An 18,062-nucleotide genomic window follows, 5' to 3' on the forward strand; every position below is an offset into this window, starting at 1 on the left:
TGTCCGGACAAACCCTGGCAAAAATCCGCTTGCCTTCCGGTCCGTAGACCACCCTATAATTCTTGGAAATTTTTTCTGGAATAGTTTTCCAGTTTTTGGACGACGCTGAACCACACCTGCGTTTCCAGCCGGACACCTCACCTCGCGACAACCACAATCAGGAGTTGGAGAGACATGAAAAAGCACGCGATGACCGCTGCGTTGACGTTGCTGTGCGCCTCTTACGCACATGCGCAAAGCTCGGTGACGCTGTATGGGGTGATCGACGAAGGACTGCAGTTCGTCAACAACAACAAGAACGTGGTGAATGGCCACAACGTCGGTGGGCGGCAATGGACGCTCGACTCGACGAATGGCATCAACGGCAGCCGCTGGGGCCTGAGAGGATCGGAAGACCTGGGTGCGGGACTGGCCGCTATCTTCGCGCTGGAGTCGGGTGTGAACCTGAACAATGGCGCGCTCGGACAAGGCGGTGCGGAGTTCGGCCGGCAAGCCTTCGTTGGAATTTCTAGTGCGACGCTCGGCGCGATAACGCTCGGCCGTCAATACGACTCAATCTTCTGGTACGTGCAGCCCGTGACGACGCTTGGCTACCTCGGCAGCGCCGCCTTCGCTCACCCGGGCGACCTCGACAACACGAACAACTCCCTGCGTTTGAACAATACGATCCGGTATGCCAGCGCCAACTATCGCGGCCTGACCTTCGGTGGAGAATTGAGCCTTGGGGGACAGGCGGGCAACATCACTGCCGGCAGCGGATACAACGCGGGTGTCGCGTACACGAACGGCCCGCTCGCGCTCGGCGCAGCCTACGAGTACTTCAAGAATCCGACCGGCGCGACAGGCAGTACCGGCTTCTTCACCGGAAATCCGAATGGCGCGACTCAGTTGAGCGGTGTGTTGAACAGCGGCTATGTGAGCGCGACGTCGTATCAGGTCATCGCCGCAGGCGCGACATACAGGATCGGCAACGCGATCATGAATATCGGCTACTCGAATGTCGAGTACGGGAACATTACGGCACTCCGGGGCAACAGCGCGAAGTTCAACACTGCTGAAGCGGGCATCAAATATCAGTTCACTCCAGCTTTCTCCGCTGGGCTTGGCTACACGTACACAAAGGGCAACGCGGTCGACAACGATACGGGCGGCACCGTCGGCAACCAGCACTTCAATCAGTTGGCGGCGCTTACGGATTATTTCGTGTCCAGACGGACCGACTTCTACGCGGAAGCGTCTGTTCAGAAGGCGTCCGGCGTATCGTCGACCGGGGGCGCTGCGGTCGCGGACATCGGCAACCTGGGCGACTCATCGACGCCGCGCCAGGTCGTGGTCAGGCTTGCGATGCGGCATCGATTCTGATCATCGTCGGATGCGTACACCGTCGCGCCGTCGCTAGCCACCGCCTCGGAAAACCGCGACGATGATTCGGCTCACATCAGAGCAAACGATGCAGCGGCGCAGCGACTTCAGGGTGCTCCTGAGTTGCTGTCGTACATTGATTCCAGAATGTCTATCTCCATTGAATGATGATGCAAACAATCGACCATGCTGGACAACGCAATCAAAGAGTTGGTCTTCGGTGGGGCATACTCGGCGCAGCCACGATTGCGGACTCAGTGATCATGCCCTCGATTCGGCGGATTGGCAGTCGCATCACCATTGTCGCTAGCAGAGACATTGAAAAAGCCACGCTTCTTGCTCGTAAGCATGCGGTGAATCACGTGACTGCGAAGTATGAAGACGTCCTTTCGAATCCTGAGGTCGACGCAGTGTACATTCCGGTTCCGAACGCGTTGCATTTCCCGTGGACCATTGCAGCGCTCCAGGCTGGAAAACATGTTCTTTGCGAAAAACCGATCTGCATGCATGCCTCGGAGGTACGACAGCTAACAGAAGAACGTGATCGCAGCGGCTTGATCTGCGCGGAGGCAATCATGATCGTCCATCACCCGCAGTGGGAGAGCGTTCGTCAGGCGATCTGCTCTGGTGAGATCGGTGATATTCGGCAAGTTGGAGGCGCCTTCACATACTTTCGTGCGGACCCTGCATCGATTCGCAATAACCTGTCTCTTGGCGGTGGAAGCCTCCGGGATGTCGGCATGTACCCAATCGTGGGGACAGCATTCGCAACCGGGCGGGATCCAGTTGGAGCACAAGGAGATCTGAGCTTCAGTGCGACGTCAGGAACCGATATCGCCTCCGACTGTGTTATTGATTTCGGCGACTTCAGGCTTCGGTCGTTCTGTAGCACGCTGATGGGCCGGAGGCAGTCAATGCTCTTTCATGGAGAGAAAGGCTGGATCGAAATGACAGCACCATTCACCACAAATAACTACCACGACGCGAACGTGATAAAGCATATCGATGGACACGATCAGCTACACGTTGAACACTACGGTAGAACGCAAGAACAGTATGAGCGGATGTTGCTTGATTTTGAAAAGTCCGTTGAGACTGGCGCACCAGTGGCCTATCCGCTGGAACGCTCGCTTACTGTTCAAACTCAGCTTGACGCTTTATTAAAATTTAAATCACACCAGTGATTGCCCTGATTGTGAAAACCTTTCCCGCCGCTCGTCTTTGAGAACGAGCGCGAGCCGACTATAGTCAACAAGACGACGTAATTTCGAAAGAGTTCGCTTACAGACCGAGCGGCCCGTCGCCCGTTAAGATAGGCAAGACCGAAATCCCCGCTAGTTATAACAAGGGTGTCGAGTCCCGCTTCGTAGGGAGCCATCTCAATCGGGCGGGCAATCGCAAGGCTCTCGCCATACTCAGCAGCGTAAGCCATCATCGTCCAGGAACGTTCAAACCCACGTCGCATTAGGAACTGGGCTGATTGGTAGGATTGTCGACGATTCACGCACCCATGTCGAACGGCCGCCCCTGGCCGTTCCCTGAAGATCCGGCCGTCAACTAGCCCAGCGGCGCGCTGGGCTCACAGCTTCGCTCAGTTCGACGTCTTCGACGTTAGCGGTTCGAGCCCGGTCCCCTCAATCGCGGGAGCCGCGTCCGGCGTTGACAGAAAACGGATCAGGGCCGCTGCGCCCGCTGGATTTTTGGCATTGGTGGCGATGCCCCCGGAAAACACCGTGTACCTTTGGACCTCCGCGGGCAAATTGCCGACCACCGTCACCCCGTCCACCGGCAACAGTTCGACGATCTGCTGAAATCCGATCTCCGCCTCGCCGTTCGCGACGACATTGGCGACCCGCTCGGATGGGATCATGCGGCTCTTGTTCGCCACCTGCTTCTCGATACCGAGACGCCGGAATAGTTCGCTGCCGATATAGACGCCATTCGCGTCGTCCGGATAGACGATCGACTTCGCGGCGAGCAGCGTGCGCCGCAGTGCGTCAACCGAGCTGATATCCGGCTTCGGCGCCCCCTCGCGAGCCGCGATGCCAATTGCCGAGCGTGCGAAGTCCACCTTGCTGCCAGAGACGACCTTGCCAGCGTTGACCTGATCGTCGAGTGCATAGCCGACCACGATCAGCACGTCAGCCCATTCGCCGCGCGCGAGTCGCACAGGGATGGCATTCGCGGCCGTGCCCACCGCAGGCCCCCAGACAGTGACCAGCGTCTCGCCGGCCGCCTGCTCGAATTGTGGGCCCAGTGCGCGATAGGCTGACGCAAACGCGCCCGAAATCATCACCTTAACTTCATCTGCCGAGGCCGCGACGCTGCCCAACAATGCGCCCGTGACGCAGAATACGAGTACATGAACCCTCAGCTTGCGGCAAATCACGGCCCGCTCCATGTCGATCGGATGACCCAGCCCAGACACGCATCAAGTCTGGACGCCAATCAGGATGTTAGCTAGCAGCGCGGCATCGCGCGCAGCACCGATGCCGCGCCAATTCGGCATCCAGGAATCGTTCCACAGCGTGGGCGCCATTTTCCATGTCCTGCGCCACGATAAGACCTATTCCTAGCCGATTATTCCGCACGAATGACGTATGATTACTATCAGGAGTGCATATTCTTCTTTTCAAGAACCGAACGATAACAACCGGTCACGCTGGACCGTTCGTTAGCAGAACGCAAATTCGAACACCACCTCTATTGCTCGCACGACGCTGCCGCCCCTTCCTCGCGCGTCAATCCCGCTGCTACGCTCACTCTCACAAGGAAGAACATCATGTGCAATCGCGACCGGCACGACCGGGTTCGTTCGATCTACTGCATTCTGCCTCCGCATATGCTGAAAGAAATCGCCAAAAATGGCACGCCTCAGCAGCGCGCGCTCGCCATTGACACGTTGGCGACCGACCACACCTTCCGGCAGATACGGTCCGTCCAGGCGGCGATGCTCGGGCCGAGCCGCCGTGCTTCAGTGCCGGCTGTGACGCCTATCCCTTCCGCACAGCGAAGCATTTACACGGCCAACAATACACAGACGCTGCCCGGCAATTTAGTACGATCAGAGGGCGGTCCGAAGTCTAACGATGAGAGCGTGGACGAGGCCTACGAGGGGCTTGGCGCGACGTTCGAGTTTTACCTGGAAATCTTCCACCGCAATTCAATCGACGATGCCGGCATGCCCCTGATCGGCACGGTGCATTTTGACAAGGAGTATGACAACGCCTTTTGGAACTCGCAACAGATGGTGTTCGGCGATGGCGACGGCATGTTGTTCAACCGCTTCACCATCGCGATCGACGTGATCGGACACGAGCTCACGCACGGTGTCACAGAGCACACAGCAGGTCTCGCCTACTCAGGGCAACCGGGTGCGCTCAATGAATCCGTGTCAGACGTATTCGGTTCGCTCATCAAGCAATACGCCCTGAAGCAGACGGCGGATAAGGCGGATTGGCTCATCGGGGCAGGACTGCTTGCTAGCGGCGTTAAGGGCGTCGCTCTGCGCTCCATGAAAGAGCCCGGAACCGCCTACGATGATCACGTGCTCGGCAAGGACCCTCAGCCGGCAGACATGACTCACTATGTCCACACGATGCAAGACAATCAGGGAGTTCACATCAATTCTGGCATACCAAATCGGGCGTTCTGTCTGGCAGCGCTCAACATTGGCGGCTACGCGTGGCAAAAGGCGGGGCGCATCTGGTACGAAACCCTGAACGACTCGCACATCAAGCCAAATAGCAACTTCAAGACGTTTGCGAAACTCGCCGTCTCCAACGCCAATCGCCTGTACGGTTCGAGCAGCGCCGAAGCGAACGCGGTTGACAATGCCTGGGAAACGGTTGGTGTATTGTAAGTTGAGTGACTGGCGTATGGTCCGTCTGCTTGCCGGGCTCATCTGCACGTGTCTTCTGACGTCTCCTTGTGCTTCCGATCCCCAGCAGGAGGAGCTGCCAATGCGCGCTGAACTGACGATTGATGGGGGTGTCGGTTTTTTTCCCGGACTTGCCCGCCCTATCGCGCTCGACGAAAGCGATCTGTTGCCCGACGAGCGCGAGGAGTTTACGCGACTGGTTTCCGCAGCACGCGCTCTGCCGGGCACCGCGCCCGGAGCGGCTGTGAGAGCCGTGCCGGACGGGCGAACGTATCGCATCACCATCGCATCGGGAGACGGAAACTTCGAACTACGGTGCGCTGATGCTGCCGTTCCACCAGCGTTTTCGGCGCTAATGATGTTCATCAAACAGCATGGGCATCGTTGAACAGGCGGCGTGTGAGCCGAGTTCACTGTCGCCTCAACGCCACAGTCTTAGCGTTTGGTGGAAGCTTGTCGCGCGCCTTGCCCCCGCGTACGCGTACGCGTACGCGCTTACATCTTTCTGCAACTGGGCCTTAGGGCGCCCCCCAATTGGCGAACCGACTGGCCCCTTTCGGAGTGCGGACATATCAGACTCGACAGACGAAATGTCGGCTGAGGCTGATGACGCGAGTAACACCTTCGTCGGGGAACGTTCGTTACCTGGGGCCGAGCCGATGTTCGAATGTCCGCCCGAGAGCGCGGTCGAATGGCCGTTGGTGGCCGAGGTTGTGTAAAAACTCAGATGATCATCTAGACTGAATCAACCTGCTGGACCGAGAGGCGCAGATGGGGTGATTTGTCGGAGGTGCGGAACGCAGTCAGACGACACTCCTGCCGGAATGTCTCGATGACTCTATCGCTGAAGACAATCCTGTGCGGATTGTCGACGCATTCGTCGAAGAACAAAGATCTATATCTACGGCTATCTCAATCGCGTGCAGTCTAGCCGACGCCTGGAGTGGGAGTGCCTGCGCAATGTCGAATTGATGTGGCTGACCGGCCGGCTTGCGCCGGACTTCAAGACGATTGCCGAGTACAGGCGGAGCAATGGCGAAGGCATTCGCAACGTGTGCCGTCGCTTCGTGATGATATGCCGTGACCTGAAGCTGTTCACACAAGCGGTCGTAGCCATCGACGGTAGCAAGTTCAAGGCGGTCAACAGCTCACTTTCCATTGGTGGCCAAAAATACGGGCGTCGCTATCACACGGACGGTCTTGATCCACTATGGGAACCGAGACCGCTCATTTTGGCGCGGTTCCTGCCTGCGAGGCATCGATGTTGCCCGAGTTGAATTGCATGCATGTCGGTGAAGAACGCGTCCGCTTCTGCAGCCATGGTGGAGTTGTGCATCACGCGAAACGCTCAACTTTCGAAGCTTGCCCCAAGGAGGAGGTCGCACACGTTCGGGATCTCCAGACCCGGCACCGGACGGCGCCCAATGTCGGCCAGACCGGTTCCGCTGGCGCTGTGCGGCTTCTGCCTGGCGACCTCGGCTAGTGCCTCCGTGAACGCTTTCTTGAAGCCGAGTCGCGAATAGAGCGCGAGCGTATCGTCGATCAGTTGGGGAGAAATCTCGTCCATCCTGAGCCCCATGACGTCCACATGAGCGCCGAAGTGGACGAGCGCGACTTCCGGCGCCGTGCGATCGGCACACAGTGCTAACTTGCCGATAGGCGCGATCTACGCAACGCTGCCCCCGGGCTGTGCGCAGGCCCCTGTGCAGGGCAGTATGTACTACACGTGCGGTGGTTCCCGGTTCAGGCCTTCATACGGCGCCAATGGCGTGTACTACCGCGAAGTTGGCGCAACGTGACTCATATTGCCGATCGCGTTGTTGCCATCGAGCGACACCTCCCCTCACGCCATAGCTGCCGGTACTCGAATGGATTAACGTCTAAAAGCGACGGTAGAAGTATTCACAGTAAGCATGTCGCTAATACGAGGCGTGAAGTGTTCCAATGAACCCTGTGAGCAGTTCAATCCGGAGTCTCTGATGAAAAAGTCCCTGATAGCCGGCGCTGCGCTAACCGCCTTGGCAGGCGTCGCGCACGCGCAGAGCAGTGTCACACTGTATGGTCTGATCGACGCAGGCCTGACCTACACGAATAGCCAGATCAGCGGGACAGGATCGGGCGGCCACAGCAACTGGCAGATGACCAGCGGCGGGATCCAGTACAGCCGCTGGGGGCTGCGTGGTGCGGAAGATCTCGGCGGAGGATTGAAGGCGATCTTCAATCTGGAAAGCGGCTTCAATTTGAACAACGGACAGATGGCGTCCAGCAATCGGATCTTTAATCGTCTCGCTTACGTGGGACTGTCGAGTCACGACTTCGGCACACTGACGCTGGGACGTCAAACCGATGGCATGGTCGACTTCGTGGCGCCGCTCGCATTGACCGGCACCGAGTACGGCGGGATTCACTTTGCCCATCCGTTCGATGTCGACAACCTCAACGATTCGTTCCAGATCAACAACTCGGTCAAGTATGTGAGTCCCGAATATGCCGGATTCAAACTGGGCGCTTTGTACGGTTTTTCGAATCAGGCTAACGGCTTCGCAAATAATCGGGCGTACAGTGTCGGTCTTTCGTATATCTGGGGGCCACTGAACTTCGGCGCTGGATATCTGCACCTGAACAATTCCGCCGCAACGCCGGCGCAGATCAACACCGGTGGTGCGGTCACCGATACGACCGGCTCCACGCTGTCCGGACTGTTGACGCCGACACCTGTTCCGTTGGGTGCACTGGCTAGCCGCCAGCAAACATGGGGAGCGGGCATCAACTACTCGTTCGGTCCGGCGGTAGCCGGCTTCGTGTACACCCAGACGAATTTGACCCAACTGTTCCTGACCGGCTTCAGTACCCACTTCCAGAACTATGAAGGGAACTTCCGCTATGCGTTGACGCCCGCGATAGAACTCGCGGCCGCTTACACGTACTCGCGCGCGGGCGGCAACGGCGGTAGCGGCGCCCCGCACTGGAATCAGGTGAGCGCGCTGGCGGACTACAGCCTGTCACGACGCACGGATATCTATCTTCAAGGAGCTTGGCAAAGTGTGAGCGCCAGCACGAACTCGCCACTCGGCGTGGCGTGGATCAACGGTGTGAGTGCTCCATCTTCCACGACTAACCAGGTACAAGCGACCGTCGGCCTGCGCCACCGTTTCTGAGCGGAAGCATCGATCCCGTCTGCAGCGAAAACGGGTCAGGGAGCAGAACGCGCGCCACGCGCGAGTGCACGCACGGCGAACCGGCAGCGTCACAGCAAGCCGGCCGGCTGGCGGCACTCGCGCGCCCCGGTTGTCCTGAACTGGTTGCGTTCGGTTGCGATCGCGCGCGCCGGCCGATGGTATTACGGTGGTCTGCACACCACGGCGGTCAACAAGAATGGCACCACCGTACGTACGGTCGCTTTGCTACCTGCTTCGCGCACGCGGGTTTCGATCGTCTCTCGCGGGCCCGATAGTACGGCGCCGTATACAGGACCGGAAATTGCCTGTCGACCGCCTTTCCTGAACATCTGATCGTGGAGCTCATAGCCGAGCACCGCGTAGACCGGAAAACCGAAGGCACTCAGATCGCTTCCGCAAATGGAGCGAAATGCGTTCACGGAATTTGCTTCTACATGCATTGGAGTGGGAGCGATCGCGTGCGCATTGACTAGCTCCGTGATGAACTCGTGCGGCGGCTGTGCGCAGTCGAATTTTGCGTCAAGCGCTTGTGCGCCGAAGACCGACGCGAAGAGCGCCGCATTGGACAGAAGCGCGACGCCGACAGCATTGCGCCAGTACCTTGCACTGCGAGAAAGATGGAACATCGTCGCCGCCTCGATCGAAAGTATGGACCAGGCTGGTGCAAGCGGGTTGGTCTGTCGGAGATCGGATCGGCACGCGGAATCCTGCTTCGTGCACGGTGCGAGCAGCTTGCGCAAACGAATTGGATCGTCGGAGCGAACGCCGGTTCACGACGGCAACGCTGAAAAACGCACGCGAGTTCGCTCTTCATCGCCCTGTCACACGGCGTGTTCCTTCGCTCTCGCTTCGGTGGACAGTTTTCGCAACATTAGTGTTACGGTTCTAACCCAGCCAGTCGGGCAGTCATGCACCATCCACCACCAGGATGGCAGCGGCTACGGCCCGGCCGACGCAAATGTTAACGTCGTCTGTACACCAAACAGTCATACGTTGGGTGGCACACTGAATGGCCTCGCACCGGGTACGACCATCACGCTGCAAAACAACGACACGAATTCCCTCGCTCTCGCAGCTAACGGCAGTTTCAACCTTCCCACGAAGGTGCGATACGGTGATGTTATTCGGTTACGGTCCCGGCGCAGCCGATCCCACCAACGCGGACCTGCTAGTGACGAATGGCACCGGCACTGTGCCCGATGGCGACATCTCCAATGTGACTGTGACGTGCCAATAGTGCTGCGATGATGCAAACGTCCAATCGCGTTGGTTGCACGCAGCGCGCCGCCGGCGAGCAACGCTGACGGCGACCTGGATCTGCCCGTCTTTGTCGGCCGCAATCCTTACCGCCCTTCCCGGCACGGTGGCCTCTCACTGTTGCGATCCATATCCTTGCAAACAGCATCGGCCGACTCCTGTCTTTTATATATTCAGCATAAACCTACGCAGGGCCGTGGCATAGCCGAGCGCAATCAGGAGCGGGAGAAGCAGACTCGCGATGATCTGCACCAGCCGTTGGTTTCGGCGTAACCGACGAGATGGAAAAGCTTGACCGTCTGAAATCGGCAGGGACCATTTCGGAAGCGGAATATTCCCGCGCCTGCGAGCCCGGCTCGTGCAGTAGTCAGGGTTTACGGGTCGACCCGAAGATCCTCTGCCTGGCGGGGGCGGGCGTGGAACCGATCCTGGCCCGCGCCCTTCGCTATTGCGAGACCTGATAGATCATGGGCCCTTGGCGGTACGGACGGGGAAATGAACCGGCCCAGTATCCCGCCCGGTAGACCGGATAGGCAATGGGACTGGCAACGGCGACGACCGGCTGCACCACGGCCTGAACCGGGTATTCCTGCACCTCCTCCTGGGAATAGACCGGAACGTACTGGACAGCCGGTGGAGGGGCCGCTGCATAGGCCTGTTGCACGTACACCGGCTGCGAATAGTTCGACGGACCGCTTTCAAAAACCGGCGCTTGCGCATAGACGGGCGCCTGCTGGTAACGCGTCGGCGGTGGCGCGTACTGCAGCTGCTGCGTACCCATCTGGTACCCGGGCTGGGCCGGCAATGCGCGCTGGGCGACGTGCGGTGGGGGGACGGGGACGGGCGCCTGCAAGGCCTCGTCGTCTGGCATGGCGGACGGGAGCGGCGGCACATCGTGCGACTGGACCTGCTTAGCCGGACTCTTCAACTGATCCCGCAAAGAAGCGTACGTCTCGGCGTCCTCCTTCGCCCGAGCAACGTATCCACTATGGTAGGCATTGCTCAGGTCTTTCTGACGTGCCTGGTTTTCCTCATCGGCGGTCATACGTTCGTCACCGGGGTCGAGCGACGCATCCGTCCCGCCGTTGTCATAAGCGGACTTCGGACCATCGGCCCATGCTGGAATGGATTGCAGCGATGGCGCAAAAGCCACCGAAGCAACTGCAATGCCTAACAACGATTTAATTCTCATGGTTTCACCTCGCAGCTAGAGAGAAATGGAAGCGCTCCAGTCACCTCCCGGTGGGCCTCGTGCCGATACGCAATGTCGTGCGGAGCACCAGAAGGCGACTTCCTCGTGCCTGCGCAGCGCTAGCTCGTAGTCCTGACTTTTGAGCATTTCCCGGCCTCTTTCAGAACGGCGCAGTCTGGCTAACTAATGGATTAGCGGTCGCAAGCCGTCCGTAAATGGCGCTTAATAGGGCCGCGGCGCTAACTTTCACATTTCGCCAATCGCAACACGGCTATCCATTTCTCATTTGCAACTGCTTCCCTCTGAAACAGTCGTGCGGGGGGCAGGCGTCCAGCGGCGCACCCGCCCGAAACCACGCCAGAAATCACATGGTGTTCGCTCGAAAGGGGAAACTCCGTGCGGGAATACTCATATCCAGTCGACAGGCATACTTAGGAAAATCAGGGATCGCAGACGATGACAGTGGCGTGACGCATCACCCCGCCCGGGCGGACCCAACGGCCGGTCCGGACGGTCAGGAAGCGAGGTCTGTTGTCGCTTCTGGTGCAAAGCGGAACGTGCTGGTCGTCGCGCTTCGTTTCAGAACAGTTCGCCGGATCTGCTGATCCAGCATGCCGAGATCGAGCGCCGGGACCCGAAATGACGGGCCGCCGGGAAAGCGCGCATGCCTTGGCTTCGCGAACAGATCGAAGGGCGGCCTCGCCCGCCATTGCCTGTGCGAGCCCGCGACCCGCGGTGCCCGTCAGCGCCACGACGCGACCGATATGATCCGCGCACGAACGTCCGGTGTCTGTAGTGGAACCGACGTTCGAATGTCCGTGTGAAAGCGCGGGCGAATGGCCGTAGATGGCAGAACTGAGCCCGACGACGACCGGCTCTGAGCGACCGTTCCCAGTCATACGATGGCGATGAAACTCTACGACCGCTCGGGAGGGACTACGGTCGTTGGCAAGTGCGCACGGATCGTTTCCGCCTTGAAACGGCGCGCCCGGGATCGCCTCCTGGCGATCCGTCATCGGTTCGACGGGCTCGCTTACCGGCCAGATCGTGCCGTCCGATCCGGCAGCCTGATGGGCAACCCCGGTTGCCACGACATCAACCCGGCGATGCGAACTGATTCTAGCGTTTGACGGTGGCGGAGCGCGGTCTATCGCCGAGGCACACGACGATCCTGCGCTCGATGAATTGCTATACGCCGGAGCAATCCTGCAAAGTATTTTTGCTGCCGCTGGCGTGATCGACAATAATGGACGGGGGGGTGTGTCACGGCAGTGCTTGAACGCGAATAATCCATGGAGAACATATCATGCTCAAACGTCTGATATTGACGCTGACGGTCTTGCTGATGTTGCCTATTTCCGCTGCTCGGGCCGACGAATATACGGCGACCCTCAACCTATTCAAGAATGCGGGGGAAAGCGGCAGTCTTCTGCATAGTGCCTATGGTTACGCTGTATTTCCGAAGATTGGCAAGGGAGGGGTCGGTATAGGCGGTGCCCATGGGAAGGGTCGAGTCTATGAGAAAGGGAAATATATTGGCGATACGTCGATGACTCAGGTCACTGTGGGCTTGCAACTTGGCGGCCAAGTGTACAGTGAACTCATCTTGTTCGAGGATGAACGAGCCCTCAGAGAATTCACCAAGGGTAACTTTGAATTCGGCGCAGATGCCAACGCGATCGCGATCACTGCGGCGGCCGGCGCACAGGCAGGCACTGCGGGCGGCACGTCTACTAACGTAAGTGGCGGCAAGAAAGATGCCAAAACGACAGGCGCCTATCGAAAAGGCATCGCTGTGTTTACCGTGGCCAAGGGCGGGCTGATGTACGAGGCAAGCGTTGGCGGCCAGAAGTTCTCTTACAAGCCTCGTTGATTTCGCCAAGTGTTAAATGTAGGCCAAGGCTGTCCAAAAAACTCTTTATATGGGACGCGCTGATTGTTAGCACGGTTTGTGGCGGACGACATTCCTTCATATAGCGTCGAAACGAGCCGAACATCGCCTTGTAGAGCTTGGTCGAGTTGGGCGCAAAGCCCTTCTCATCCAACTGTTCAATCCAGCGTCGGAACGCCGCATCAGGTTGATATATCCACGTCCCGAGTTTTATATCTTCCGCCATATTTTTTAGGGGTTGCGCGTGATAGCCACTTTTTAGCGTGGTTTTTATTGAATACTTCATGACACCCCCAACCCTAATAATTTTGAATATGGACCAAAAAATCCCATTTAATATGCCGAAAATCTCATTTTTGATGTCGTAAATCTCAACATTGGTGTCGTCTTACGTCACGACGTCGTCACGCGCGGCCCACGCCGCTCACAGGCGTCTGTACCGGACACCATCCTCAAATCCGTACAGGTACTGTACCGGCAACGCTCGCTAGAATGCTCCAAAGTCCTCTGCCAGTCTTTGGAGTCAGCCATGTCTTATTTCACGCTCAGCGCGCTGCCAGCCGGCATCCTGTTCGCGCTCGTCACTACGATCACGCCAGGTCCGAACAACACCATGCTGCTGGCTTCGGGCGTCAACTTCGGTTTTCGCCGCACGTTGCCGCACCTGTCGGGCATTAGCGCCGGCGTGGTGCTGTTGATGCTGTCGGTCGGCATCGGTCTCGGCGAAGCCTTCATTCAGTTCCCGGTGCTCTACACGGTGCTCGAAGTTGCGAGCGTCGCGTACCTGCTTTACCTCGCGTGGAAAATCGGCACGTCCGGCGAATTGAAAGTGAAGCAGGGCGAGCGCAGGCCAATGAAATTCTATGAAGCCATCGCTTTCCAGTGGGTCAATCCGAAGGCATGGATGATGGTATTGACCGCCGCCACGACGATCCATTTGAGCGAGAGCTACAGCATGAACGCGATAGCAATGGCGGCGCTGTTCTATGTGATCGGCTTTCCGTGCATCTGCCTGTGGGCCGGTTTCGGCACCGCAATGCGCCGTGTGCTGTCCGACCCGAAGCGCCTGCGCGTCTTCAATATCGCAATGGCGCTGCTGCTGGTTTGCTCGCTTTATCCGATCGCACTGAAGCTGATCGACACCATCCGCGCGTGAGCGCGTGGGCGCCCTGTCATCCGGACACCTGCGTGCGGCTAGATCACGCCATGCCCAACCTGCTCGATGAAGCGCCACAACGCGTCGTCGGTTGAATACGGGGCGTTGAAGCGGAACCATGCGCTCGGCGCGTCGTCGGGACGGAAGTAGGAGCCGGGTGCAAGCCAGATGCCGTGCGTGAGCGCGGCGGTCGCCACGTCGCCGGCGCGCGCGGCGTCGATCGGCAAACGCGCCCATAGAAAAAGCCCTGCGCGCGGGCGATGAAACACTTCGAGCCCGAGCGAATCCAGCCGCTCCTCGACGGTTGCGTGCGCGAGCTTCAGCCGCTCGTTCACGGCTTCCACGTGGCGCGCGTAGCGCCCTTCGAGCAGCACTTTGTCCACAATCCGCTCGATCGCTTCCGACGACGTCAGCCCCACCGCCATCTTCGTGCGCGCCAGCTCACGCAGCACCGCGCGCTCCGCGACCACATAGCCGCAGCGCAGCCCCGGCGTTACCGTCTTCGAAAAACCGCTGACATAGAGCACGCGCTGCAAGCCTTCCATTGCGGCGAACAGCGGCGCACCGGACGGCGCCAGCTCGCGGCTCACGTCGTCCTCGATCACCCACATGCGCTGACGCTCGGCGATCTGCAGCAAGCGAAACGCGGCCGACATGCCGAAGGTCGCGCCGGTCGGATTCTGCAGCGTCGTGTTGACGAAAATGGCCTTGGGCTTGTGCTGCGCGACGAGCGTTTCGAGTACATCGGTATCGACACCGGCGGGCGTGCGCGGCACGCCATGCACGACCAGTCCCGCCAGCTTGAGAATCTGCAGCAGGTTGCAATAACCCGGATCTTCGACGATCACCGAATCTCCCGCGCGCAGCAAGGTACGCACGATCAGGTCGAGCCCCTGCGTCGCGCCTTGCGTGAGCAACACGTTCGACACGTCGACCGGCAAGCCGCGCCGGTCGAGCTGCTCCGCGATGCGCTCGCGCAACGACGCGAACCCGTATGGATGACCGTAATCGCCGAACCGCGCCGCAGGCACGCGGCTCATCGCACGCAGCGCGTGCTGCAGACCCGTTTCGTTGATCCACTCGTTCGGCAGCCAGCCGCCGCCCGCCTTGATCGGCACCGAATGATCGGCGAACACGTCGGACAGGAGCCAGGTCGCGGTGAGGCTCGGCGGCTGCCAGTCGGTCACCGCAGGCCGCCTGGACGACGAGCGCGCCGCCACGCGATATCCGGAGCCGCGCCGGGCGACCACGAGCCCCATCGACACGAGACGGTTGTACGCTTCCGTCACCGTGAACGTACTGAGTTCATGACTTTGGGCCAGTTGCCGGACGGAGGGCAGCAACGCGCCCGCGCGCAGCGATTGAGCCTCGATCGCCAGGGCGAAGCCTTGCACAACCTGTTCGACCAGCGTCGGAGCGGCGCGCCGGTCGCGCTCGAGGTTCAATTCGATCATGGTCAGGACGAAAAAGGCGGCCGCGGCGAACGGCCTAAATGAATGACGCGGAAACGGCGCGCCGCAACCTGCCGTTCGACGCGTGATCCAGGCGATGCGGTCGACACAGTTGCCGCGAATCCACCAACACAGTTAGCGCGACACCGCGTCAACTGTTTATGCCGCCATTAAACCGCGAACGCTACAGTTTTGGCTATGCCCACGGGAAGTGCCCTCGGGGTGCCTCTATGGAAATGCGTCAGGGGGCGCCCCAACGGAAGTCCCTATCGGGAAACCACTTCGAGGAGAACCCATGACTTCGCGCCCCGTCATCGACGATCTGTCGTCTTTCTGGATGCCCTTCACCGCCAACCGCCAGTTCAAGGCCGCGCCGCGCCTGCTAGAGTCGGCGAAAGGCATGTATTACCGCAGCACGGACGGCCGCGAAGTGCTCGACGGCTGCGCGGGTCTCTGGTGCGTCAACGCGGGACACAGCCGCGACGAGATCGTCGCCGCGATTACACAGCAGCTCTCCACGCTCGACTTCGCGCCGACTTTCCAGATGGGCCATCCGCTCGCGTTCGAAGCGGCCACAAAAGTCGCCGAACTGATGCCCGAGGGCCTCGACCGCATCTTCTTTACGAACTCGGGCTCCGAATCGGTCGACACCGCGCTGAAGATCGCGCTCGCCTACCACCGCTCGCGCGGCGAAGGGCAGCGCACGCGCCTGATCGGCCGCGAGCGCGGGTATCACGGCGTGGGTTTCGGCGGCATTTCGGTCGGCGGCATCGCGCCTAATCGCAAGACTTTCTCCGGTGCGTTGCTGCCGGCGGTCGATCATCTGCCGCACACGCACAACCTCGAACACAACGCTTTCTCGAAGGGCCAGCCGGCTTGGGGCGCGCACCTCGCAGAGGAACTGGAGCGCATCGTCACGCTGCACGACGCGTCGACGATTGCCGCGGTGATCGTGGAACCGGTCGCCGGATCGACGGGCGTGCTGATTCCGCCGCAAGGCTATCTGCAGAAGCTGCGCGAAATCTGCACGAAGCACGGCATCCTGCTGATTTTCGACGAAGTGATCACCGGCTTCGGCCGCGTCGGCAAGGCCACGGCAAGTGAATATTTCGGCGTGACGCCGGACCTCATCACGATGGCCAAGGCGATCAACAACGCGTCGATTCCGATGGGCGCGGTCGCGGCAAGCCGCACGGTGCACGACACGATCGTCAACGCGGGCGCGCAAGGCGCGATCGAGCTATTCCACGGCTACACGTATTCGGCGCACCCGGCGGCCGTCGCCGCGGCTATCGCTACGCTCGATCTTTATGGCCGCGAAGGACTCTTCGAGCGCGCCGCGTCGCTCGCGCCGACGTTCGAAGCCGCCGCTCACTCGCTGCGCGGCGCGAAGCACGTGAAGGACATCCGCAACCTTGGCATGATCGCGGGCATCGAACTCGAACCGCGCGACGGCGCGCCCGGCGCACGCGCTTACGAAGCATTTGTCAAATGCTTCGAAGCGGGCGTGCTGGTGCGCTTCACCGGCGACATTCTTGCGTTCTCGCCGCCGCTCATCATCAACGAAGAGCAGATCGCGCACATCTTCAAGACTGTCGGCGACGTACTGGCCACCGTGCAGTAAGGTCCACCCCGGGGCTCAATGATGCGCGCGAGCCGCGCGCGTCTGAGCCGCCTTCCTGGCCGCCGCCGAACGGCCCGCTGCACCTTTGGTCGCAGCCGCTTTCTTGGCGGCCGCCGAGCGGCTCGCCGCCGGACGCTTCGCTGCGGCGGTCTTTGCCTGCTTCGACATCGCCGAATGCGATGCGCCTGCCTTGCTCTCGCGCTTGAGCGCATTGGTGGAGGCGCGCGAGCGCTTCGCCGTCGACTCCTTGCTGGCCGTCTTTTTTGCGGTGCTCTTCTTCTGCCCCGCAGCGCTGTCCTTCTCGGCTTTCTTGCGCGTGGCCTCGCTTGCGGCGCCTTTCTTCGGCGCCTTCAGATCCACGCCCGCGCGACGCGCTTCCGAGAGGCCAATGGCGATCGCCTGCTTCGGCGACCTGACGCCGTGCTTGCCGGCGCGCACCTTGTCCACCTGCTCCTTGACGAACTCTCCAGCTTGCGTGCTTGCTGACTTGCCGGCGCGTTTGTCGGCTTCGGCACGCTTCACGGTTTTCTTTTCGGGCATGACGGTTCTCCGGTTGAAAGTGGCTCTTGTCGCTGAGCAATGCGTGTGCCGGGGTTGTCATCCAAGCTGTCGGGACTCGCGCCGTTCACGTCGACGGCGTATGGTGTCATCAAGAGTTGGCACTTGACCGGCTCGAACGGGAGACATCCATGAAGATTCCCACCGTGCGCGCGGGTGCGCACATCGAAGGCGTGCATTGGATTGCCGAATACGCGGAAGACGTCCACGAGATTCGCATCTTCCGCGAGGGGCAGGAAATCGACGTGCACGACGCGCCTTCGTCGCTGTTCGGCGACGAGGAGAACGCCGGCTCAAAAAGTACCGCCGATCATCGCGCGGTCGAGGCAGCCGTGCTGGCGTATCTGAGGCGTTTCGTGGCCGAGCACGACGCCGAAGAATAGCGCCTTCGGCTCAAGCGAGCCGGCCGGATGTTCCGCCGGCGGCCCGGCGCCTCATCAGCGCCGGCATGGATGGACGCCTGCGGCATGGGCCGCCGCAGGCGTGGCGGCACGCTCGCGCCGCGACAGTAA

15 protein-coding genes and 1 pseudogene are annotated in these 18,062 nt (G+C 60.1%); 10 read left to right on the plus strand and 6 right to left on the minus strand.

The genetic code is table 11. From position 1 onward, the window contains the following. The first annotated feature begins 174 nt into the window (after positions 1-174). Together BCA01S_RS06530 and BCA01S_RS06535 are read left to right on the plus strand one after the other, a co-directional pair. Positions 175-1,362, plus strand: a complete 1,188-nt coding sequence (locus BCA01S_RS06530; protein ID WP_027776239.1) for a porin — start codon at positions 175-177, stop codon at positions 1,360-1,362. Between the two features lie 170 nt (positions 1,363-1,532). After that, entirely contained in the window at positions 1,533-2,546 is a 1,014-nt protein-coding gene (locus tag BCA01S_RS06535; RefSeq protein ID WP_042318047.1) for a Gfo/Idh/MocA family protein, read from the plus strand. Between the two features lie 407 nt (positions 2,547-2,953). Here BCA01S_RS06535 and BCA01S_RS06540 read toward each other — a convergent pair whose 3' ends face one another. Then, complete coding sequence (locus tag BCA01S_RS06540; protein WP_244145966.1) at positions 2,954-3,790, minus strand: substrate-binding domain-containing protein; 837 nt, start codon at positions 3,788-3,790, stop codon at positions 2,954-2,956. A gap of 354 nt (positions 3,791-4,144) precedes the next feature. Here BCA01S_RS06540 and BCA01S_RS06550 point away from each other — a divergent pair, with 354 nt between their 5' ends. From BCA01S_RS06550 to BCA01S_RS36945, 3 genes and pseudogenes are all read left to right on the plus strand, one after another. Further along, entirely contained in the window at positions 4,145-5,224 is a 1,080-nt protein-coding gene (locus BCA01S_RS06550) for a M4 family metallopeptidase (protein ID WP_027776242.1), read from the plus strand. A gap of 100 nt (positions 5,225-5,324) precedes the next feature. After that, the gene (locus BCA01S_RS06555) at positions 5,325-5,630 is read left to right on the plus strand and encodes a protealysin inhibitor emfourin (RefSeq protein ID WP_027776243.1); all 306 of its coding nucleotides are present in this window, start codon (positions 5,325-5,327) and stop codon (positions 5,628-5,630) included. A 428-nt stretch (positions 5,631-6,058) separates the two neighbouring features. Further along, positions 6,059-6,390 (plus strand): annotated as a pseudogene (locus BCA01S_RS36945) (transposase); the annotation flags it as partial. Between the two features lie 200 nt (positions 6,391-6,590). Here BCA01S_RS36945 and BCA01S_RS34630 read toward each other — a convergent pair. Then, entirely contained in the window at positions 6,591-6,809 is a 219-nt protein-coding gene (locus BCA01S_RS34630; RefSeq protein WP_341807723.1) for a hypothetical protein, read from the minus strand. A 412-nt stretch (positions 6,810-7,221) separates the two neighbouring features. Here BCA01S_RS34630 and BCA01S_RS06575 point away from each other — a divergent pair, with 412 nt between their 5' ends. After that, positions 7,222-8,400: a porin gene (locus tag BCA01S_RS06575; protein WP_027776246.1), complete on the plus strand. Its 1,179-nt coding sequence runs from the start codon at positions 7,222-7,224 to the stop codon at positions 8,398-8,400. A 182-nt stretch (positions 8,401-8,582) separates the two neighbouring features. Here the strand turns inward: BCA01S_RS06575 and BCA01S_RS06580 are convergent, their stop codons facing one another. Together BCA01S_RS06580 and BCA01S_RS37910 are read right to left on the minus strand one after the other, a co-directional pair. Then, positions 8,583-9,047: a hypothetical protein gene (locus tag BCA01S_RS06580; RefSeq protein ID WP_027776247.1), complete on the minus strand. Its 465-nt coding sequence runs from the start codon at positions 9,045-9,047 to the stop codon at positions 8,583-8,585. Positions 9,048-10,123: 1,076 nt separating this feature from the next. Then, entirely contained in the window at positions 10,124-10,870 is a 747-nt protein-coding gene (locus BCA01S_RS37910; protein WP_027776248.1) for a hypothetical protein, read from the minus strand. Positions 10,871-12,176: 1,306 nt separating this feature from the next. Between BCA01S_RS37910 and BCA01S_RS06595 the strand changes: the two genes are divergently transcribed. Next, a complete protein-coding gene (locus BCA01S_RS06595; RefSeq protein WP_042318050.1) occupies positions 12,177-12,743 on the plus strand; it encodes a YSC84-related protein in 567 nt (188 codons plus the stop codon). Between the two features lie 547 nt (positions 12,744-13,290). Beyond that, the gene (locus BCA01S_RS06600; protein WP_020066606.1) at positions 13,291-13,917 is read left to right on the plus strand and encodes a LysE family translocator; all 627 of its coding nucleotides are present in this window, start codon (positions 13,291-13,293) and stop codon (positions 13,915-13,917) included. Between the two features lie 38 nt (positions 13,918-13,955). On the opposite strand, the gene BCA01S_RS06605 is transcribed toward BCA01S_RS06600, so the two are convergent. Further along, complete coding sequence (locus BCA01S_RS06605) at positions 13,956-15,371, minus strand: aminotransferase-like domain-containing protein (protein WP_027776250.1); 1,416 nt, start codon at positions 15,369-15,371, stop codon at positions 13,956-13,958. A gap of 292 nt (positions 15,372-15,663) precedes the next feature. Between BCA01S_RS06605 and aptA the strand changes: the two genes are divergently transcribed. Next, complete coding sequence (gene aptA / locus BCA01S_RS06610; RefSeq protein WP_027776251.1) at positions 15,664-16,992, plus strand: omega-aminotransferase AptA; 1,329 nt, start codon at positions 15,664-15,666, stop codon at positions 16,990-16,992. A 15-nt stretch (positions 16,993-17,007) separates the two neighbouring features. Here the strand turns inward: aptA and BCA01S_RS06615 are convergent, their stop codons facing one another. Then, the gene (locus BCA01S_RS06615) at positions 17,008-17,532 is read right to left on the minus strand and encodes a DUF6496 domain-containing protein (protein WP_027776252.1); all 525 of its coding nucleotides are present in this window, start codon (positions 17,530-17,532) and stop codon (positions 17,008-17,010) included. Between the two features lie 149 nt (positions 17,533-17,681). On the opposite strand from BCA01S_RS06615, the gene BCA01S_RS06620 reads away from it, so the two are divergent. After that, positions 17,682-17,933, plus strand: coding sequence for a hypothetical protein (locus BCA01S_RS06620; protein ID WP_006049586.1), 252 nt, complete (start codon positions 17,682-17,684; stop codon positions 17,931-17,933). Positions 17,934-18,062 lie beyond the last annotated feature (129 nt).

This window comes from Paraburkholderia caledonica NBRC 102488, assembly GCF_000685095.1.
GTDB lineage: Bacteria > Pseudomonadota > Gammaproteobacteria > Burkholderiales > Burkholderiaceae > Paraburkholderia > Paraburkholderia caledonica.